19 protein-coding genes are annotated in these 17,374 nt (G+C 73.4%); all 19 read right to left on the reverse strand.

The genetic code is table 11. From position 1 onward, the window contains the following. Positions 1-117 precede the first annotated feature (117 nt). The 19 genes from ABD249_RS12550 to ABD249_RS12640 all read right to left on the reverse strand — a co-directional run bounded on the left by ABD249_RS12550 (position 118) and on the right by ABD249_RS12640 (position 17,185). Positions 118-906, reverse strand: a complete 789-nt coding sequence (locus ABD249_RS12550; RefSeq protein WP_344344077.1) for a hypothetical protein — start codon at positions 904-906, stop codon at positions 118-120. Continuing rightward, a complete protein-coding gene (locus ABD249_RS12555; protein ID WP_344344079.1) occupies positions 906-2,468 on the reverse strand; it encodes an SGNH/GDSL hydrolase family protein in 1,563 nt (520 codons plus the stop codon). The genes ABD249_RS12550 and ABD249_RS12555 overlap by 1 nt, the downstream gene beginning before the upstream one ends. Before the next feature lie 161 nt (positions 2,469-2,629). Beyond that, positions 2,630-3,493, reverse strand: a complete 864-nt coding sequence (locus tag ABD249_RS12560) for a hypothetical protein (protein WP_344344081.1) — start codon at positions 3,491-3,493, stop codon at positions 2,630-2,632. Then, positions 3,490-4,074 (reverse strand): RNA polymerase sigma factor, encoded by a 585-nt coding sequence (locus ABD249_RS12565; RefSeq protein WP_344344083.1) that lies wholly within the window; start codon positions 4,072-4,074, stop codon positions 3,490-3,492. Before ABD249_RS12565 ends, ABD249_RS12560 begins: the two co-directional genes overlap by 4 nt. Positions 4,075-4,177: 103 nt before the next feature. Further along, a complete protein-coding gene (panC, locus tag ABD249_RS12570) occupies positions 4,178-5,026 on the reverse strand; it encodes a pantoate--beta-alanine ligase (protein ID WP_425546338.1) in 849 nt (282 codons plus the stop codon). Beyond that, positions 5,014-5,736: a DUF2520 domain-containing protein gene (locus ABD249_RS12575; RefSeq protein WP_344344085.1), complete on the reverse strand. Its 723-nt coding sequence runs from the start codon at positions 5,734-5,736 to the stop codon at positions 5,014-5,016. Before ABD249_RS12575 ends, panC begins: the two co-directional genes overlap by 13 nt. Further along, the gene (locus tag ABD249_RS12580; RefSeq protein ID WP_344344087.1) at positions 5,733-8,120 is read right to left on the reverse strand and encodes a PH domain-containing protein; all 2,388 of its coding nucleotides are present in this window, start codon (positions 8,118-8,120) and stop codon (positions 5,733-5,735) included. Before ABD249_RS12580 ends, ABD249_RS12575 begins: the two co-directional genes overlap by 4 nt. Then, entirely contained in the window at positions 8,117-8,605 is a 489-nt protein-coding gene (locus tag ABD249_RS12585) for a PH domain-containing protein (protein ID WP_344344089.1), read from the reverse strand. The genes ABD249_RS12580 and ABD249_RS12585 overlap by 4 nt, the downstream gene beginning before the upstream one ends. 79 nt (positions 8,606-8,684) lie before the next feature. Next, positions 8,685-9,137 carry a DUF3180 domain-containing protein gene (locus tag ABD249_RS12590; protein WP_344344091.1) on the reverse strand — a complete coding sequence of 151 codons (453 nt, stop codon included), beginning with the start codon at positions 9,135-9,137 and terminating at the stop codon, positions 8,685-8,687. Then, entirely contained in the window at positions 9,134-9,640 is a 507-nt protein-coding gene (folK, locus tag ABD249_RS12595) for a 2-amino-4-hydroxy-6-hydroxymethyldihydropteridine diphosphokinase (RefSeq protein WP_344344093.1), read from the reverse strand. The genes ABD249_RS12590 and folK overlap by 4 nt, the downstream gene beginning before the upstream one ends. Further along, the gene (folP, locus tag ABD249_RS12600) at positions 9,640-10,827 is read right to left on the reverse strand and encodes a dihydropteroate synthase (protein ID WP_344344095.1); all 1,188 of its coding nucleotides are present in this window, start codon (positions 10,825-10,827) and stop codon (positions 9,640-9,642) included. The genes folK and folP overlap by 1 nt, the downstream gene beginning before the upstream one ends. Then, positions 10,824-11,393: a GTP cyclohydrolase I FolE gene (folE, locus tag ABD249_RS12605; protein WP_344344097.1), complete on the reverse strand. Its 570-nt coding sequence runs from the start codon at positions 11,391-11,393 to the stop codon at positions 10,824-10,826. Before folE ends, folP begins: the two co-directional genes overlap by 4 nt. 2 nt (positions 11,394-11,395) lie before the next feature. Then, a complete protein-coding gene (gene ftsH, locus ABD249_RS12610) occupies positions 11,396-13,369 on the reverse strand; it encodes an ATP-dependent zinc metalloprotease FtsH (RefSeq protein ID WP_344344100.1) in 1,974 nt (657 codons plus the stop codon). A 99-nt stretch (positions 13,370-13,468) separates the two neighbouring features. Beyond that, positions 13,469-14,002 (reverse strand): hypothetical protein, encoded by a 534-nt coding sequence (locus ABD249_RS12615; protein WP_344344102.1) that lies wholly within the window; start codon positions 14,000-14,002, stop codon positions 13,469-13,471. Positions 14,003-14,062: 60 nt separating this feature from the next. Then, positions 14,063-14,626, reverse strand: coding sequence for a hypoxanthine phosphoribosyltransferase (gene hpt, locus ABD249_RS12620; RefSeq protein WP_344344104.1), 564 nt, complete (start codon positions 14,624-14,626; stop codon positions 14,063-14,065). 43 nt (positions 14,627-14,669) lie between these two features. Further along, positions 14,670-14,864 carry a hypothetical protein gene (locus ABD249_RS12625; protein WP_344344106.1) on the reverse strand — a complete coding sequence of 65 codons (195 nt, stop codon included), beginning with the start codon at positions 14,862-14,864 and terminating at the stop codon, positions 14,670-14,672. 52 nt (positions 14,865-14,916) lie between these two features. Further along, entirely contained in the window at positions 14,917-15,663 is a 747-nt protein-coding gene (locus ABD249_RS12630) for a hypothetical protein (RefSeq protein ID WP_344344108.1), read from the reverse strand. A gap of 23 nt (positions 15,664-15,686) precedes the next feature. Then, on the reverse strand, positions 15,687-16,409 hold the full coding sequence (locus tag ABD249_RS12635) for a hypothetical protein (RefSeq protein WP_344344110.1): 723 nt from the start codon (positions 16,407-16,409) through the stop codon (positions 15,687-15,689). Between the two features lie 50 nt (positions 16,410-16,459). Continuing rightward, positions 16,460-17,185, reverse strand: a complete 726-nt coding sequence (locus tag ABD249_RS12640) for a hypothetical protein (RefSeq protein ID WP_344344112.1) — start codon at positions 17,183-17,185, stop codon at positions 16,460-16,462. Positions 17,186-17,374: the final 189 nt, after the last annotated feature.

Below are 17,374 nucleotides of genomic sequence, written 5' to 3' on the forward strand. Positions count from 1 at the left end.
TCGTCATGTCCGGCACGGGCTGCAGGTCACAGGTGCCATGGAGAGGGCACGTCACCGAGCGCTCGCCGACCCGCCGAGCGGTCTCGGCGGGTCGGCCTCCCTCGCGGTGCCGGACGGTCAGACGACGAGACGCCGGATCTCCACCGAGCGCAGCACGTCGAGCACCGCGACGTACTCCGGTGAGCCGACGAACTCCTCCCCGTCGCGGAATCGCAGCGACAGCGCGGTCGGATCGTCGGTGTCGAAGTGCGACGACGCGAAGATCGAGCCGCCCGCGACGGGGATGACGTATCCGAGGCAACCGATGGCAGCGTCCTGCGCCGTGAGGAGCATGACGGCCCGCACGCCGTGCGGATGCTCGACCGTCACGAGCGCGAGCTCGGGGGCCGCGCTCGCGAGGTCGTCCGCGAAGGGCGCGAGGGGCTCGGACGAGAGCACTCCGATCGAGCCCGCGGCAGACGGATCCGTCTGGCAGCCGGAGGGCACCAGCAGATCTGGCGAGGGTGCGTGCAGGGAGAGGCTGAAGGCGTTCAGGCCCTCCGGGGTGCGCAGCACGACGCCCGCGTTCGGAGGTTCGAGGCTCTCCTCGACCGTCCAGCCGACCGGGGCGTCGAACGCGATCGCGCCGGCCAGAGGCTCGTGGTGCACGAGCGCGTGCGCAGGCGCCGGCATCGGCACCGCTGGGGGCGACGGGCTGGGCGACGCGGACGCACGCGGCGCGACCGGCGCCGATGGGCTCGACGGTGCCGCGCTCGATGGTGCCGCGACGGTCTCGACCGGCATCGATGCGCCGTCGGAGCCGTCGGTGGCGCATCCCGCCAGCAGCGTGGCGAGCACGACGGCCAGCATCGTGGATCTCGCGATCCGCGACGCGCCGCGGCCGGGATCCGTGCCTGGAGCGCGCATCAGCGGACCGTGAACGTCTGGCAGCCGACGGTGGTCTGCAGACCCGTGCGCGGCGAGACCGCGACCGCGCATGCCGTGTGCCCACCGGGCGACAGCGTGGCGCCGGCGAAGAATGCGTGTGCGCCAGGGACGCCGTACGGACGCAGGTAGTCGCTCGGCTGGTTCGCCGTGAGCCCCACGTGCCAGCGGCCGTCGATGATGATGCCGACGGGGATCTGCGCGTACAGGTCGGCGTGGTCGAAGGCCCAGCCCACGATCGCGACCGTCCTGCCCTGCACGGGCACGACCGTCATGTCCCCCTGCGGGGCGGGCGCGGTACCCGTCACCTGCACGCACGGTGGCGTGTGGTTGCCGCCCGCACCGATGCCGACGGCGACGACGCACACGGTGCTCGTGCCGGCCGGGATCGCGACGGGCATCTCGAAGCCGTGCCCGCCCGGCACGCCGTACCTGCCGAGCTCCGGCGACGAGCGGCTCGCGAGCGTCGTGCCCATCCACCGCCCGTCGACCGTCACGCCGATCGCGAGCGGCGCGTAGAGGTCGGAGCGGTCGAACGCCCAGCCGCGCACGGTCGCCGTGAGCCCGGATGCGGTCGCCGACATCGCCGACTGCGGCGCCATCTCCGCGATGGCCTGCGACGCCGTGAGCCCACCGCCGACGAATCGCGCGAGGAACGCCGCGATCCGCTGCTGGCCGCGGGCGTCGAAGTGCACCCAGTCGCTCGCCCAGAACGCCGGCGGGTTCGCGCCGGCCGCGATCCACTCGCGGTCCGCCGCCGTCGGCACGAGGCCCGCATCCGTGATCGCCCCGTTGGCGAGGTAGAGGTCGAGCGGCACGTACGAGGCGTAGCGGGCCTGCAGCGTCGCGTTGATGCGGGTGCGCGCCTGTCCGTAGACCGATCCGGCGTTGCCCCACGCGGGGGTCACCGAGACCACCCAGAACGGGCCTTGGGAGGTCGCGCGGTGGTGCCGCACCATGGCGTCGACGTCGGCGAGGACCTGATCGACGGACAGGAGGTTGTTCGTCCCCGCCCAGATGATCGACGCCGAGCCGGGCCGCGGCGCCTCGAGCGACACGATCGGCGTCCCCGCCGGCGCCCATGTCACGGCTCCCGGTGCGGCACGGTCGAAGCGCCACGGGATGCCGTTGGCAGGGTCGTGGTAGATCCGCCCCGCCACGCCGGCGATCGACGCCTGCATGTTGAGCGGCCCGAACTCGTGGTCCGACGACGGCAGCCAGGCGGGCCTGCCCACCCAGGTCGACCCCGACTCGGCGATCGCGACGGGCGCGGACAGGCGCAGCACGTAGGCGCCGATCTTCGTCGCGATCCCTCCCGAGGAGTGGCCACCCTGGGCGTACGGGACGACCTGCGTCCCTGGCAGCTCCCGCTGCAGCCACGTCGAGCCGCTGCCGCATACCGACGCGAGGATGCTGTCGCCGTAGCACTGCACCACCGCGGGCGCCGCCTGCGCCGCCGACTGCGAGGGTGCGACGACCCCCACCAGCACGGCGAGCGCCGCCACCACCATCGCCAACCCCATCCGCAGACCACGCACGACCATCCCGGTCCCCTTCCGCTCGCGGCGCCGTGCGCGCCGTCTCGAACAGGGATGTCCGGGGTGGGGGTGGGGTCACAGGGATCGGGTCACGATCGGGTCACGGTGTCGCGATAGAGACGCGCTCGAGAGGACTGCCGCCGCTCGCGTCGTCGGAGGGCGCGGCGTCAGCGCGAGGGGTCGAGGACGAAGCGCAGCGTGGTCGACATGTCGTATCCGAAGAGCTCGACGGAGGGGACGAGTCGGTCGGGCCCGTAGGGGATGCCCCACGCCGAGAGCTCGAGCGCGTAGTAGTCGCCGTCGGCGTCCACCCCGCCCCACGAGCAGTCGAACGGGATGCCACCCACCGCCGTGACGTTCGGGCACTCGGCCGTGACGGACGCGACGCCGCCGACGCCGATGCCGCTCGGCGCACCACCGGCGGCGACGACGCGGACGACGCCGGTGAAGTCGTCGCTCAGCACGACCTGGGATCCGCTGCCGGCATCGGTCGCGACCCGCATCTGCGCGACGACCGTCGACTGCGCCTCCTGCGTGCAGTCGACGGGTTCGAGGGGCGTCTGGACCGAGCCCGCACCGTCGCAGAGGACGTAGATGTCGTAGACGTCGACGGGTCCGCCGCCGGCGGCGCCGGTGTCGCCTCGGCCTCCTCGACCCACCTCCGTCACCACGGGCACGCCAGCCGCCACGCCCTCGAACCCGGGTGGCGGCGTCGGAGCCGGCTCGGGCTCGGGCGTCGTCGGCGGGCTCGGCGTGGGCTCGGGCGTGGGCTCCGGCGAGGGCGTCGGCGTCGGCACGACCGACGGAGACGGCGTCGGTCCTGCCTCGACGCCCGCGCCGTCGCCGGCGCCGAGCGTCTGCACGCCCAGCACGGTCACGACCGCGATGGCGAGCGCGCCGAGGGCACCGCCCGCGACGCGACGACGGATGCGGCGAGTGCGCGCGACCTCGCGGGGTGCCATCGAGGCGAGGCCGCGTCGCATGCGCTGCGCGAACTCCGGGTCCATCTCGGGACCGTTCGGCCGGCTCATGGCACCTCCTCCAGCGCCGGGGCGACGCCTGCCGCCTCGAGCTGCACCCGCATGCGCCCTCGAGCTCGGTGGATGCGGGTCTTCGCCGCGCCGTAGCCCATGCCGAGCGCCCGCGCGGCATCGGCGAGCGGCACCTCCTCGAGCATGACGAGGGCGATGAGGGATGCGTCGGCCGGAGGGAGCGCGCGCAAGGCACGCGACACCGCGACCTTCGCGTCGTCCGCGGCCTGGCGGTCGCCGACGACGTCGGCGGCGTCGGGCGCGTCGCCACCTCGAGGGATGTGGGCGATGAGCCGATCGAGGCGCCGACGACCGCGGCTCGCATTGCGGCTGCAGTTCGTCGCCGTCACGAGCAGCCACGGCAGGATCGAGTCGTCGACGATGCGCACCCGTGCGCGCTTGCGCCACGCCTCCGCGAACGTCGCCGAGACGACGTCCTCGGTGTCCTGTCGGTGCTGCATGATCCTCCACACGTGGCGCCACACGCGATCGCCGTGACGATCGAACATCGCCGCGAAGGCGATGCCATCGCCGCGCACGACGGCAGCCCACAGCTGCGCGTCGGTCTGCTCGGCGTCCACGCCCTGGATTGTCCAGCACTGCGCCTGCGGTCACGCTGGACGCATCCCGGGCGTGTCACGGGCGAGCGTCGGCATCCCGCCCGTCGGACCTGACGCCTGCGGATCAGGGGATGGCGTACGTCGCATTGTCGATGAGGCGCACGGCGCCGACGCGCGCGGCGATGAGCACCTGCACCGGACCGCGGTGGTCGTCGCCGACGAGCGCGAAGGTCCTCGGGTCGACGATCGCCAGGTAGTCGAGCTGCACGCCCGAGTCGGACTGCAGCACGCCCTGCGCGGCGGCGATCATCGTCTCGACGCCGCGGTCGGCCGACGAACCCGCGGCCTCGAGCGCTCGCGCGAGCCGCAGCGCCGTCCGGCGGTCGTGGTCCGAGAGGAAGCGGTTGCGGCTCGAGAGCGCGAGCCCGTCGGCGTCGCGCACCGTCGGCACGCCGACGACCTCGACGGGCATGTCGAGGTCCTGCGTCATGCGCCGCACGAGGAAGAGCTGCTGCGCGTCCTTCTGGCCGAAGACCGCCACGTCGGGGTCGACGATGTGCAGCAGCTTCGACACGACGGTGAGGACGCCGTCGTAGTGGCCCGGGCGGATGCGGCCCTCGAGCGTCATGCCCAGGTGCCCCGCGGTGACGACTGTCGGGGACGTCGTGCCCGACGGGTACATCTGCTCGACCGTGGGTGCGAAGACCGCGGCGACCCCTGCCTCCTCGAGGCGCGCGCGATCGGCGTCGAGGTCGCGCGGGTACGTCGAGAGGTCCTCGCGAGGGCCGAACTGCATCGGGTTGACGAAGATCGACACGATGACGGTGTCGGCGTGCTCCATCGCGGCGTCGACGAGCGCGAGGTGACCGTCGTGCAGGGCGCCCATCGTGGGCACGAGCGCGATGCGGTCCCCCGCGGCCCGTGCCGCACGGACGGTCGCTCGGACCTCGGCGATCGTCGTCAGGGTGTCCACGTGCGGTCCTCCAGGTCGTCGCCGATCGTATCCGCCTCGGGATGCGACGGCGCACGCGAGAGCGCGCGCTCGACGCTCGAGCGCACGATGGGTCCGAGCAGCCGCACGGGTCGCTCGACGCCGATGGCGGCGAGGCGCGCGAGGGCGTCGCCCACGACGCGCTCCCCCAGCTCGGTCGCGAGCGCGACGGCCTCGGCGTAGTCGGCGCGGTCGGCCTCGGCGACGACGACGGGCTCGGCGCCGATCTCGACGACGAGGGCCTGCGCGATCGGCAGCACGGGCGCGGGCGCCGTGACGGCGCAGACGGCATCGCGCAGCCTCGTCAGGTCGAGCGACGTGCCGGTGAAGGCCATCGCGGGGTGGATCGCGAGCGGGATGGCGCCCGCGGCTCGCGCGGGCTCGAGCACCTCGACGCCGAGCTCGGCGGCGGTGTGCACGACGAGCTGTCCCGGCTGCCAGGCGCCGGTGGCGGCGAGGCCCTCGACGAGGCCGGCGAGCTGGTCGGTGGGCACGGCGAGCAGCACGAGCTCGGCGCGCTCGACGATGGTGGGCACGTCGAGCACCGGCAGGTCCGGCAGCATGACCTCGACGCGGTCGCCGCCTCCGGAGATGCCCACGAGGGCGTGGCCGGCGCCGGCGAGCGCCGCGGCGAGCACGGGCCCGACGTTGCCGGCGCCGACGATGCCGACGCCCAGACGCGCGGGCCTCACGAGCGCGGCTCGTCGGTGCGGGGCTGGTCGGTGCGGGGTTGGTCGGTGCGGGGCTGGTCTGCGTCCGGGTGGACGGTTCGATCGGTCACGTTCTGCGTTCCCTCGTCGTCGATCGGTCCAGATCTGGACCACTCGGCCGTCGAACGGTCCACATCTGGACCACTCGGCCGCGGATCGTGACCGGTCGGCGCAGGACGCGACCAGTCAGGGGTGCCCGTCGGTGGCGGCAGCGCAGGCGACGCCCCGGCCGGTCGATCGGTCGCGTTCTGCGGAGCCGCGTCGTCGAATGGTCCAGATCTGGACCACTCGGCCGTCGAACGGTCCACATCTGGACCACTCGGCCGCGAATCGTGACCGGTCGGCGCAGGACGCGACCAGTCGGGGGTGCCCGTCGGCGGCGGCAGCGCAGGCGACGCCCCGGCCGGTCGATCGGTCGCGTCCTGCGGTACCGCGCCGCCGAATGGTCCAGATCTGGACCACTCGGCCGTCGAACGGTCCACATCTGGACCACTCGGCCCCGAGCCCTCGGCCGTGCGCACGTGCCACGTCTCGGTCGTGTCGGCGCCGATCGCCGCGGGGACGAGCGTGCGGGCCCGGTCGTAGACGCGCTGCACGTCGTCGACGGCGAGCGCGCCGATGGTCGGGGACAGCGCCGCCCCCACGACGTGCACGACGAGGTGCGCGACGCCGAGCGCACCCTCGATCGGGCCCTGGTGCATCGCGAACGACTGCGTCCTCGCGAGGGGCACGACGCCCAGCGACCGCCAGATGCGGCCCTTCCGCAGCAGCACGGCGTCATCGGCGATCGCGACGCCGTTGCGACGCCATGCCAGCGGCCGCAGCAGCCGGGCCGACCGGGGCGTCGTCACGTACGCGTCCACCGCCGACGGCTCGGGCAGGCCGCGCTCGGGCAGGCCGTGCTCGGGCAGGCCGTGCTCGGGCAGGCCGCGCTCGGGCAGGCCGTGCTCGGGCAGGCCGTGCTCGGGCGAGCGCTCGAGGGATGCGCTCGCAGGAGCATCCGGCGCCGTGCCGGACGGAGCCGCCGCCATGGGCGCTCCAGCCATCGGCACCGCCCCCGCCTCCGCGACGCCCGACCGCGTCACGGCGCCGTCCACGATGCCGTCCGCATCCGTCGCGCCGTCGGCCGCCGACCCACCACGGCCGACGAGCCCGTCGTGCAGCAGGGCCGTGCCGCGCAGGCCGGGCAGCACGAGGCCGATCACGAGGTCGACGTCGGCGCGCGAGCCCACGGGCAGCAGCATGTTCGCGTACTGCCGCTGCTGGCCCGACGAGGCGTCCGTCGTCTTCGACGCGCGCGTGAACGCGACCTTCCACCAGCCCATCGGCCGCCACAGCAGCGGCTGGCTGACGGTGATCGAGAAGATGCGACCGGCCGGCAGCACCTCGGTCGTCGTCGACAGCAGGCCGTAGGCGAGTCGGATGCCGTCGCGCGTCTGCGCGATCGAGTAGCGCAGCTTCTGCGACAGCGTGCGCACCGTGATGCTCACGATCGAGATGAGCGCCGGGATGAGGGTGAACAGCAGCCACGGCACGTCGAGCACGAACACGACCACGACGGCGGCGATCGAGAACACGACGCCGAGGATGAGGCCGAGGTCGAGCAGCGACGACAGCAGCACCGTGCCGGGCTTGAGGCGCACGAGCGACGTCGGTGCGACGCCGTCGAGCTCGGCGTCCGGCCGCAGGAAGTCGTCGACGACCCGCTGCGCGTGCGAGCCGGAGGCGCCCTGCTCGGCGCCGGAGGTCGTGCGCCCCGCGGCGCGGGCGAGGATCTCGAAGCGCAGCGCGTCGGCGAGCGGCGTCGCCAGGTAGGCGAGCTCGACGTTCGCGTCGGCGCCGGCCGACTGGATCGACAGCTTGCAGGCGCCGAAGAGTCGCGCGAACCAGGGCTTCTCGATGTTGACGCCCTGGATGCGCGCGAGCGGCGCTCGCCGATGCGAGCGGAACAGGATGCCCTGCCGCACCTCGACGACGTCGCCCGTGACGCGGAAGCGGTGCACGCGCCAGGCGAGGAAGAACGCGAGGACGAAGAGCGCCAGCACGCCCAGGAGGCCCAGGAGCACCCAGATGAGCGTGCCGCTGCGCGCGAGCTCCTCCACGGCCCCGACCGCATCCGGGGCGCCGCCGTCGTAGTCGCCCGCCTCGGGCACGAAGAGCGCGACGACGCGGTCGCGCAGCGAGTTCACGAGGATGGCGCCGGCGACGATGACGGCGAGGCCGCCGCGCAGCAGCGGGGTCGCCGGATGCAGGCGGTGCCACTCGCCGTCGACGAGCGAGCGGGCGCGCTCCTGCACGGCCTCCGGCTGCGCGCCGGGCGGCACGAGGGCGTCGCCCGCGGGCAGCGGAGCGCGCGGGTCGGTCACAGCCCCGCCCGGCGCGACTCGGCGACGGCGACGAGCTCGTCGCGCAGCATCTCGGCGTCGGTGCCCGGCAGCCCCGGGATCGTGACGGCGCTCGTCGCGGCGGCCGTGACGAACTTGAGCGTCTTGAGGTCGAGCATGCGCTCGACGGGTCCCTGCGTGATGTCGACCACCTGCATGCGGCCGTACGGCACGCTCACGAAGCGGCGGTACAGCATGCCGCGGCGCACGAGCAGGTCGTCGTCGCGCATCGCGAAGCCGATGGTGCGCACGCGCAGGAAGCCGAAGATGCCGCTGAGGAGCATGAGCACGAGGAGACCGCCCGCGCAGAGCGCGACGAGCCACCATGCGAGGCCGACGACGAACCACAGCAGCGCGGCGAGCGCGGCCGCCATGATGACGCCCCAGATCGCCGTCGTCCAGAGCTCCGCCCACGCGTAGCGCGGGCTCACGCGCCGCCAGTCGCCTGCGAGATCGATGCGCTCCATGCCTCCAGGCTAGGGCCGGGCGCTGGACGCGTCGTCCGCCCGACGACGGACGCCGAGGGGATGAGGCGGCCGCCGCGGGTCATGCGGGCGAGGCGCCGCCGTCGTCCTCGGGCGGGAGCATGCACCACGACTCGGCGAGCAGCGCCGCGACGAGCAGCACGATGCCGCCGCCGGTCGTCGCGATCGCCATCGTCACGGCGTCGCCCGAGATCACGGCGCGCGTGAGCAGGAAGACGAGCGCGCCGCTCGCCCAGCCGCCGACGACGCAGGCGACGATGCCCGAGGCCTTCGCCATCGCGAGCGCGCCGGTCGCATGGCGGAAGCCGACGCGTCGCCCGCCGCGCACCATCTGCCGCACCGGCCACGCGAGGACGAGCAGCAGCACGGCGATCGCGGCCAGCACGGCGCCGATCGACGCCGGCAGCGGCAGCACGGGCCGACCGGCGCCCACGAGCAGCGCGTCGGCGACGTAGCCGAGCGCCGCTGCGACGAGCCACGTGAGCACGAGGGTCACGGGTGCCGTGCGCGTCATGCGCGCCCCTCGCGGAACGGCCACACGTCGCCGTGGGCGTACTCGGCGAGCTCGGCGATGCCGCCGTGGCCGGGCAGCTCGGCCTCCGGCTGCACCTCGAGCCAGGGCTGCAGCACGAACTGGCGCTCGTGCGCGCGGGGATGCGGCAGCGTCAGGTGGGGGTCGTCGTCGACGATGCCGTCGATCGTCACGACGTCGACGTCCATCGTGCGGTCGCCGAAGCGCTCGAGGCGCACGCGGCCGAGCGCGTCCTCGATCGCGTGGACCGCGTCGAGCAGGTCGCGCGGCTCGAGCACCGTGCGGACGATGGCGACGGCATTGACGTAGTCGGGTGCGCCGTCGGCGCCGTCCGGCTTCCACGCCGGCGACTCCCACAGGCTCGAGCTCGCGACGACGCGCATGCCGGGCGCGCGGTCGAGCAGCGCGAGCGCCTGCCGCACGAGCGCGGCGCGATCGCCGAGGTTCGCGCCGATCGACAGCACGGCCTCCGCCTCGCGCAGCATCACGCGCGCCTGCGCTCGATGACGACGGCGACGTCGTCGAACGGCACCGCGATGGGCGCCTGCGGCTTGTGGATGGTGACGCGCACCCGATCGACGCCCGCGAACCCGAGGGCGACGGCCGCGACGCGCTCGGCGACCGTCTCGATGAGGTCGACCGGATCGCGCTCGACCGCGGCGACGACGGCGTCGGCGAGCTCGCCGTAGTGCACCGTGCGGGCGAGCTCGTCGCCGCGCGCCGCCGCCCGCAGGTCGACCGTCGCGTCGAGGTCGACGACGAAGCGCTGGCCGTCGCGCCGCTCGTGGTCGAAGACGCCGTGATGCGCGAAGGCGACCAGCCCCCGCAGCGCGATGCGATCCGGCTCGCCGGCGACGGGCGCGAGCACGGTCGGCAGCGTCGCGGCGGCGCCGTCGACCGCGCCGAGCACGTCGAGCACGCGACGCGTCGCGGCGACGTCATGCACGCGCACGCCCCACGCGCCCGCCTGCGCAGCGAGCAGGGAGACGGCGGCCGAGCCGGGGTCTCGATGCTCCATGGGCGCACCCTCCGGCAGCAGCGCGCCGAGGAAGCGCTTGCGGCTGCCGCCGACGAGCACGGGCAGGCCGAGGTCGACGATGCGGTCGAGGCCGGCGAGCAGGCGCCAGTTGTCGTCGGCGCCCTTCGAGAAGCCGAGCCCGGGGTCGAGGACGATGCGGGTGGCGTCGACGCCGGCCGCGACGACGGCGTCGACGCGGGCCGAGAGCTCGTCGCGCACCTCGGCGACGACGTCGCGGTAGGTCGTGCCGCGCGACAGGTCGTGCCCGCGCCAGTGCATGACGACGTAGGTCACGCCGAGCTCGGCGACCACGGAGGCCATGCGTGCGTCGGCGAGCCCGCCCGACACGTCGTTGACGATCGTCGCGCCAGCCTCGACCGCCGCCCGCGCCGTGTCGGCGTGCATCGTGTCGATCGACACCGCGACGTCGTCGCGTGCGAGGCCCTCGACGACGGGGAGGATGCGCGCGAGCTCGTCGGCCGCGGCCACGGGCGTCGCACCCGGCCGGGTCGACTCCCCGCCGACGTCGACGACGTCGGCCCCCTCGAGCCGCATGCTGCGCGCATGGGCGATCGCGTCGTCGACGTCGACGAAGCGGCCGCCGTCGCTGAAGGAGTCGGGGGTGACGTTGAGCACGCCGAGGATGCGCGTCATCGCGGCGATCCGATCAGCACCATGATCTCGGCGCGCTCGAGCGGCTGCGCGAGCACGCCACGGCTCGCCATCGTCACGGTCGAGGAGCGCACCTGCCGGGCGCCGCGCGCCGTCACGCAGCCATGCGTCGCCTCGACGACGACGAGCACGCCGCGGGGAGCGAGGCCGCGCACGAACGCGTCGGCGATCTCGTCGGTGAGGCGCTCCTGGATCTGCGGCCGCGCCGCGACGGCGTCGACGACCGCGGGGATGCGCCCGAGCCCCACGATGCGGTCGCTCGGCAGGTAGGCGATGTGCGCCGTGCCGGTGAACGGCAGGAGGTGATGCTCGCAGATCGACCGCAGCTCGATGCCGCGCACGAGCACGAGCTCGCCCGTCTCGCCCTCGAGGCTCGTGGTGTCGAGCAGGTGCTCGGCCGCGTCGACGCCGACGCCCGAGAAGTACTCCTCGTACGCGTCGGCGACCCGCCTCGGGGTGTCGAGGAGGCCGGCGCGCGCCGGATCCTCGCCGATCGCGGCGAGCAGCTCGCCGACCGCCGCCGCGACGCGTGCTCGATCCACCGCCATCGTCAGGCTCCGCTCGCGCCTTCCGGGGTGGGCGTCTCGACGTCGACGTCGACCGCCTCGTCGACCTGCTGCGAGACGGGCAGCGAGATGGGCGGCTGGTCGCTCACGGGGCGGGCGTCGCTCGAGAGCCACTGGCTGCGCGGCGTGAGCTTCTGCACGTCGGCGAAGATCTCGGCCAGCTGGAGGTGGTCGAGCGTCTCCTTCTCCATGAGGTCGGTCGCGAGTCGGTCGAGCACGACGCGGTTGGCGTTCAGCACCGTCCACGCCTCGTCGTGGGCCTGCTCGATGAGCGCGCGCACGGCGCCGTCGACCTCGCGGGCGACGTCCTCCGAGTAGTCGCGCCCGTGGCCCATGTCGCGGCCCATGAAGACCTCGCCGCTGCCGGCGCCCAGCTTCACGGCGCCGAGCGACGCCGTCATGCCGTACTCGGTGACCATCTTGCGCGCGATGCCCGTGGCCTTCTCGATGTCGTTCGACGCACCCGTCGTGGGGTCGTGGAAGACGATCTCCTCGGCGACGCGGCCGCCCATGGCGTACGTGAGCTGGTCGAGGAGCTCGTTGCGCGTCACGGAGTACTTGTCGTTGATCGGCATGACCATCGTGTAGCCGAGGGCGCGGCCGCGCGGCAGGATCGTCACCTTCGTGACGGGATCGGAGTGGTTCATCGCCGCCGCCGCGAGGGCGTGGCCGCCCTCGTGGTACGCCGTGATGAGGCGCTCCTTGTCGTTCATGACGCGGGTGCGCCGCTGCGGGCCGGCCATGACGCGGTCCACGGCCTCGTCGAGCGACTCGTTCGTGAGGTGCTTCTGGTTCGTGCGGGCGGTGAGCAGCGCCGCCTCGTTGAGCACGTTCGCGAGGTCGGCACCCGTGAAGCCGGGCGTCTTGCGCGCGAGCACCATCAGGTCGACGTCGTCGGCCATCGGCTTGCCCTTGGCGTGCACGCGCAGGATGGTCTCGCGACCGCGCATGTCGGGGGCGTCGACGCCGATCTGCCGGTCGAAGCGACCGGGGCGCAGCAGCGCGGGGTCGAGGATGTCCGGACGGTTCGTCGCGGCGATGAGGATGACGTTCGCCTTGACGTCGAAGCCGTCCATCTCGACGAGCATCTGGTTGAGCGTCTGCTCGCGCTCGTCGTGCCCGCCACCCATGCCGGCGCCGCGGTGCCGCCCGACGGCGTCGATCTCGTCGATGAAGATGATCGCCGGGGCGTTCTGCTTGGCCTGCTCGAAGAGGTCGCGCACGCGGCTCGCGCCGACGCCGACGAACATCTCGACGAAGTCGGAGCCGGAGATCGAGTAGAACGGCACGCCGGCCTCGCCCGCGACGGCCCGCGCCAGCAGGGTCTTGCCCGTGCCGGGAGGGCCGTACAGCAGCACGCCCTTCGGGATCTTGGCGCCGACGGCCTGGAACTTCGCGGGCTCCTCGAGGAACTCCTTGATCTCGCTGAGCTCCTCGACGGCCTCGTCGGCGCCGGCGACGTCGGTGAACTTCACCTGCGGCATGTCCTTCGAGACCATCTGGGCCTTCGACTTGCCGAACTGCATGACGCCGCGGCCACCGCCGGCCATGCGCGTCATGATGAAGTAGAAGAGCACGCCGAGCAGCAGCACGGGCAGCAGGATGCTCAGCAGGCCGACGAGCCAGCTGCTCTGCGGCACCTGGTCGTCGAAGCCGTCGGACGGCGCCGCCTCGGTGATGGCCTGCACGACCGACTCGCCGCGCTGCGCGACGTAGTAGAACTGCACGCGATCGGTGCCGAGGTCGTCGTCGACGTCGGAGAGCACGAGCGTGACGCGCTGCTCGCCGTCGATGATCTCGGCCTCCTGCACCGCGCCGGACTCGATGAGATCGAGCCCCTGGTCGGTGCGGATCTCGCGGAACGTCGGCACCGCGATCAGCTGGAAGGCGATGACGCCGATGACGAGTGCGAGCACGACCCACGGGATGGGGCCGCGTACGAGCTTCTTGAGGTTCAACGGAGTCCTTGCGTCGCGACGGTGCCCATCAGGCTACCGGCGCGCCGCAGGGCCTCCCTGCACTGTTCGCTGTGGGCGGGCGATGGATGGCGGGGGCCCTCAGAGGCGTGCCAGGGCGCCGATGCCGGCGACGAGGGCCCCGATGAGCAGCGTCGATCCCATCGCGACGCCGACGGGGAGGCTCGGGGCCCACCCGCGGCGATGCGCGAGCACGCCGGCGACGGCGATCGCGCCGAGCTGCACGACGCCGAGCACCGCGAGCCCCGCATCCTCGAGCATGACCGCGAGCGGCACGAAGTGGGCGGCGACGACGGCGGCGACCGCGACGGCGAACCAGCGGACGCGACCGAGCCGCCACAGCACGAGGCATGCGACGCCCGCCGCGACGACCTCCGTGCCGACGAGCACGCCGAACCAGGCGTAGCGGCCCTCGAGCGCCGTCGGCGCATCCCGGTTCGCGACGAAGAGCACGAAGCCCGCGACCGAGACGAGCATGCCGAGCCCGCTGCCGATGCCGAGCCAGGGACGAGCGCGCCTGGGCGGCGCCTCCTGGGCCCAGCCGAGCCACACGAACGTCATCAGCCCGAACCATCCGAGCTCGAACAGCCCGTCGCGCAGGTGATCGGTGAGCATGCGCCTCCTCGCGTCGCCGCCGAGGCTACGCCCGCCGCCTGCGTGCCCTCCGGGAGCCGATCAGTCGTCGGCGGACGCGTACACGTGCGGCGCGAGCACCGCGACGCCGCGCAGGTTGCGGTAGCGCTCCGCGTAGTCGAGGCCGTAGCCGATGACGAAGTCGTTGGGGATGTCGAAGCCGCAGTAGCGCACGTCGACCTCGACCTTGAGTGCGTCGGGCTTGCGCAGCATCGTGCAGATCTCGACGGATGCCGCACCGCGCGAGCGGAGGTTCGCCTGCAGCCACGACAGGGTGAGGCCCGAGTCGATGATGTCCTCGACGATGAGCACGTCGCGATCCGTCAGGTCGGTGTCGAGGTCCTTGAGGATGCGGACGACGCCGCTCGAGGTCGTGCCCGAGCCGTACGACGACACGGCCATCCAGTCCATCTCCACGTCGCGTCGGAGCGCTCGCGAGAGGTCGGCCATGACCATGACGGCACCGCGCAGCACGCCGACGAGCAGGATCGACCGCCCCTCGTAGTCGCGCTCGATCTCACGTGCGAGCTCCTCGAGGCGCGCGTGCAGCTCCTCCTCGGTGTGGAGGACGCCTGCGAGGTCCTGCTCGATGTCCTTGAGGTCCATGTGCGTCGCTCCTGGCGCTCGTGGTTCGACTCGGGCCTCCAACCTACCTGCGGCGCGTGCGGCGAAGCGTCACGAGCAGCACCACGAGACCGAGGATCGCGATGAGCGGCCCGAGCACCGTCCAGGTGGTCGTGCCGGTCATGGAGGAGCCGGCGACGAGGCCGATCCCCTGGAGGAAGAAGAGGCTGCCGGCCGCGATGAGGATCACGCCGAGCACGACGCCGAGGATGCGAGTCATGCGCCCACCGTAGGCGCTCGGCGTCACGCCCGACGGATGCGGGGCGGTCGCGTCAGCCGACGAGGCTGAGCGAGGCGGCCACGAGCAGGAGTGTCTGGCCCTCGTCGGAGTCGACGTACGCCTGCGCGTCGTCGAACGTCGGGAACGACCAGGCAGTCCCCTGCTGGTCGCCGCCCTCCGCGGGCACGCCGCTCGAGAACGCCGTCGCGAACGACGTCATGCCCCCGTCCGGGTGTGAGCCGACGTTGTAGACGAGGCAGTTGGGCTGCGCGTCGAGCGCCGAGTCGGGGAGGACGCCGATGGTCAGCACGACGCCGCCGGCCGGCTGCTCGATGGCGTAGGCGGCGTCCGAGAACCCCACGCCGTCGGGCGACGAGAGCCCGGCGTCGGAGGGCGTCGCCGCCAGCACCTCCTGCGGGTGCTGCGTGCTGCACGCGCCGCCGATGCCGCCGAGGCCCCCGAGGTCGTGGAAGTACGAGAGCACCGTCGCACCGGTCTCGTCCTGCACGTCCATGCCCACGACGGTCCCGACCTCGTTCTCGCTGGTCGTGTCGGTGGCCGTCCAGTCGCTCGGCATCGTCCAGGTCGCGCCGTCGGGCGCCTCGACGCGCTGCCAGGGCTCCGACGAGGGCGAGGGGGTCGGCTCGGTCGAGGCGGAGGGCGAGGGCGAGGACTCGGGGGATGCGCTCGGCGACGGACTCGCTGCCGAGTCGGCCTCGGTCGTGCCGGTGGCGCAGGCCGCGAGCGCCAGGGACGCGACGACGAGCAGCGGGATCGCGACCGGGCGGATGCGCAGCATGATGGCCTCTCGAGGCGTGGGGGTCAGCGGATGCGGATGCCGAGCAGCAGGTCCGTGAGGGTCTGGTGCTCGTCGGTGTCGAGGTACGCGAGGGCCTGCTCGCGGGAGCCGAAGTCGAGCCCGCCCACCGGATCCGCGACGACGAGGATGCCCGTCGGCACGTCGTCGGCGGGGTAGACGGCGAAGAACGGCTCGCACGACTCGGCCGAGGCGAGCGCGGCGAGCGTGACGCCCATGCCGACGACGAAGGCGTCCGGCACGTCGACGCGGTCCTCGAACCGGATGGTCGTGGCGACGACGACCTGCTCGCCCGCTGCCGTCCACGCCTCGGCGGTGGCGCCCTCGGCCCCCGCGTACGGCAGGACCTCCGCCGCCTCGAACGTCGGGAGGTCCTCGGGCTGGCAGGTGAAGTCCTGCGCGTACTGCCCCTCGGGGACGCGGAAGACCGACACCATGTCGAGACCGCGGTCGCTGACGACCATCCACTCGGCGTCGTCGCGCGGCTCGAGCGTCCACCCATCCGGCAGCGGGATGCTCGCCCAGCCGAGGTCCTCGCGAGACCAGTCGGCCGTGGGATCGGCGGGCTGCGACGGCTCGGCCGACGGCTCGGCGGACGGCTCGATGCTCGGTGCGCTCGGGGACGCGCTCGGGCTCGGCTCCGCGCTCGGCGCGGGGCTGGAGGAGGCGGGCTCGGCCGCGGGGCCGCACCCGGCGAGCGCGGCCGTCGCGGCCGCGGCGACCACCATGCCGCGCAGGGCTGCTGCGCGCCTCGTGCGGCCACCTGCGCGACCGGCGTTCACGAGGTCCGCACCGATCGGAGGATCTCGAGGATCGTCGCGTACTCGTCGGTCTCCATGTAGGCGCGGGCGTCGTCGACCGAGTCGACGTTCCAGAGCGGGTCGTCGTTCGAGACCTGCAGGTGCGTGCCCATCGAGACGCCGCCGTCGCTCGTGCCGAAGACGTTGTAGAACGGGCACGCGAGCTCGCCGTCGCCCAGGTTCGCCGCTGCGGTGATGCCGATCGAGAGGACCATGGGATCGCCATCGAGGGCGACGGTGGCGATCACCTGCTCGTCCTCTCCCTCGCCCTCGACGAGGGGCGCGACGTCGATCGGCTCGCTGCCGAGGACCTCTCCGGTCGAGGGGCCCTCGCACATGCCGCCGATGTCGACGAAGTCGCTCGAGCGCAGCAGCGTCTGGCCGTTCGGTGCCGTCAGGGTCGCCGAGTCCATCCATCGCGAGTACGAGCCGTCGGGCTCGAAGAGCTCCGACTCGCTCTCGAGCGTCCAGTCGGCCGGGTACCGGTAGGTCATGTCGCCGTCGTGCGTCGCGTACTCGAGCCAGTCGCTCGTGTCGACCGCGGCCGGCTCGTCGCTCGAGGAGGCAGACGGGCTCGGGGACGCCGACGGGGCGCTCGAGCTCGAGGCCTCGGAGCCCGCATCGCCCGCGGCGCAGCCGGTCAGCAGCAGGAGCGCGACGGCGACCGCGGCGGGTGCGCCGATGGCGGATGCGGGGCGGGTCATGCGAGGTCCTGTCGTCGTCGGCGGAGCGGGTGCGCGGCGTGCCACCCACCCCGTCATGTCCGGCATCGCCCCGTGGTCGCACGTGCGGTCGGGGTGCCCGTGCGGCCCGTGCGGCCGCACCTCCACGATGCGGCGGCGGGCTGGACGCGCGCTCCATCCGTGCCGAGTCGTGATGGAAGCGTTACGACG

Origin of the sequence: Agrococcus versicolor, from assembly GCF_039531815.1 — a bacterium.
Classification (GTDB): domain Bacteria; phylum Actinomycetota; class Actinomycetes; order Actinomycetales; family Microbacteriaceae; genus Agrococcus; species Agrococcus versicolor.

What these genes read in the sequence shown, in the direction of transcription:
- ABD249_RS12550 (WP_344344077.1), bottom strand. Translation starts at nt 906, where the DNA reads ATGCGCGCTCCAGGCACGGATCCCGGCCGCGGCGCGTCGCGGATCGCG.
- ABD249_RS12555 (WP_344344079.1), bottom strand. Translation starts at nt 2,468, where the DNA reads ATGGTCGTGCGTGGTCTGCGGATGGGGTTGGCGATGGTGGTGGCGGCG.
- ABD249_RS12560 (WP_344344081.1), bottom strand. Translation starts at nt 3,493, where the DNA reads ATGAGCCGGCCGAACGGTCCCGAGATGGACCCGGAGTTCGCGCAGCGC.
- ABD249_RS12585 (WP_344344089.1), bottom strand. Translation starts at nt 8,605, where the DNA reads ATGGAGCGCATCGATCTCGCAGGCGACTGGCGGCGCGTGAGCCCGCGC.
- ABD249_RS12590 (WP_344344091.1), bottom strand. Translation starts at nt 9,137, where the DNA reads ATGACGCGCACGGCACCCGTGACCCTCGTGCTCACGTGGCTCGTCGCA.
- folK (WP_344344093.1), bottom strand. Translation starts at nt 9,640, where the DNA reads ATGCTGCGCGAGGCGGAGGCCGTGCTGTCGATCGGCGCGAACCTCGGC.
- folP (WP_344344095.1), bottom strand. Translation starts at nt 10,827, where the DNA reads ATGACGCGCATCCTCGGCGTGCTCAACGTCACCCCCGACTCCTTCAGC.
- folE (WP_344344097.1), bottom strand. Translation starts at nt 11,393, where the DNA reads ATGGCGGTGGATCGAGCACGCGTCGCGGCGGCGGTCGGCGAGCTGCTC.
- ABD249_RS12615 (WP_344344102.1), bottom strand. Translation starts at nt 14,002, where the DNA reads ATGCTCACCGATCACCTGCGCGACGGGCTGTTCGAGCTCGGATGGTTC.
- hpt (WP_344344104.1), bottom strand. Translation starts at nt 14,626, where the DNA reads ATGGACCTCAAGGACATCGAGCAGGACCTCGCAGGCGTCCTCCACACC.
- ABD249_RS12625 (WP_344344106.1), bottom strand. Translation starts at nt 14,864, where the DNA reads ATGACTCGCATCCTCGGCGTCGTGCTCGGCGTGATCCTCATCGCGGCC.
- ABD249_RS12630 (WP_344344108.1), bottom strand. Translation starts at nt 15,663, where the DNA reads ATGCTGCGCATCCGCCCGGTCGCGATCCCGCTGCTCGTCGTCGCGTCC.
- ABD249_RS12635 (WP_344344110.1), bottom strand. Translation starts at nt 16,409, where the DNA reads ATGGTGGTCGCCGCGGCCGCGACGGCCGCGCTCGCCGGGTGCGGCCCC.
- ABD249_RS12640 (WP_344344112.1), bottom strand. Translation starts at nt 17,185, where the DNA reads ATGACCCGCCCCGCATCCGCCATCGGCGCACCCGCCGCGGTCGCCGTC.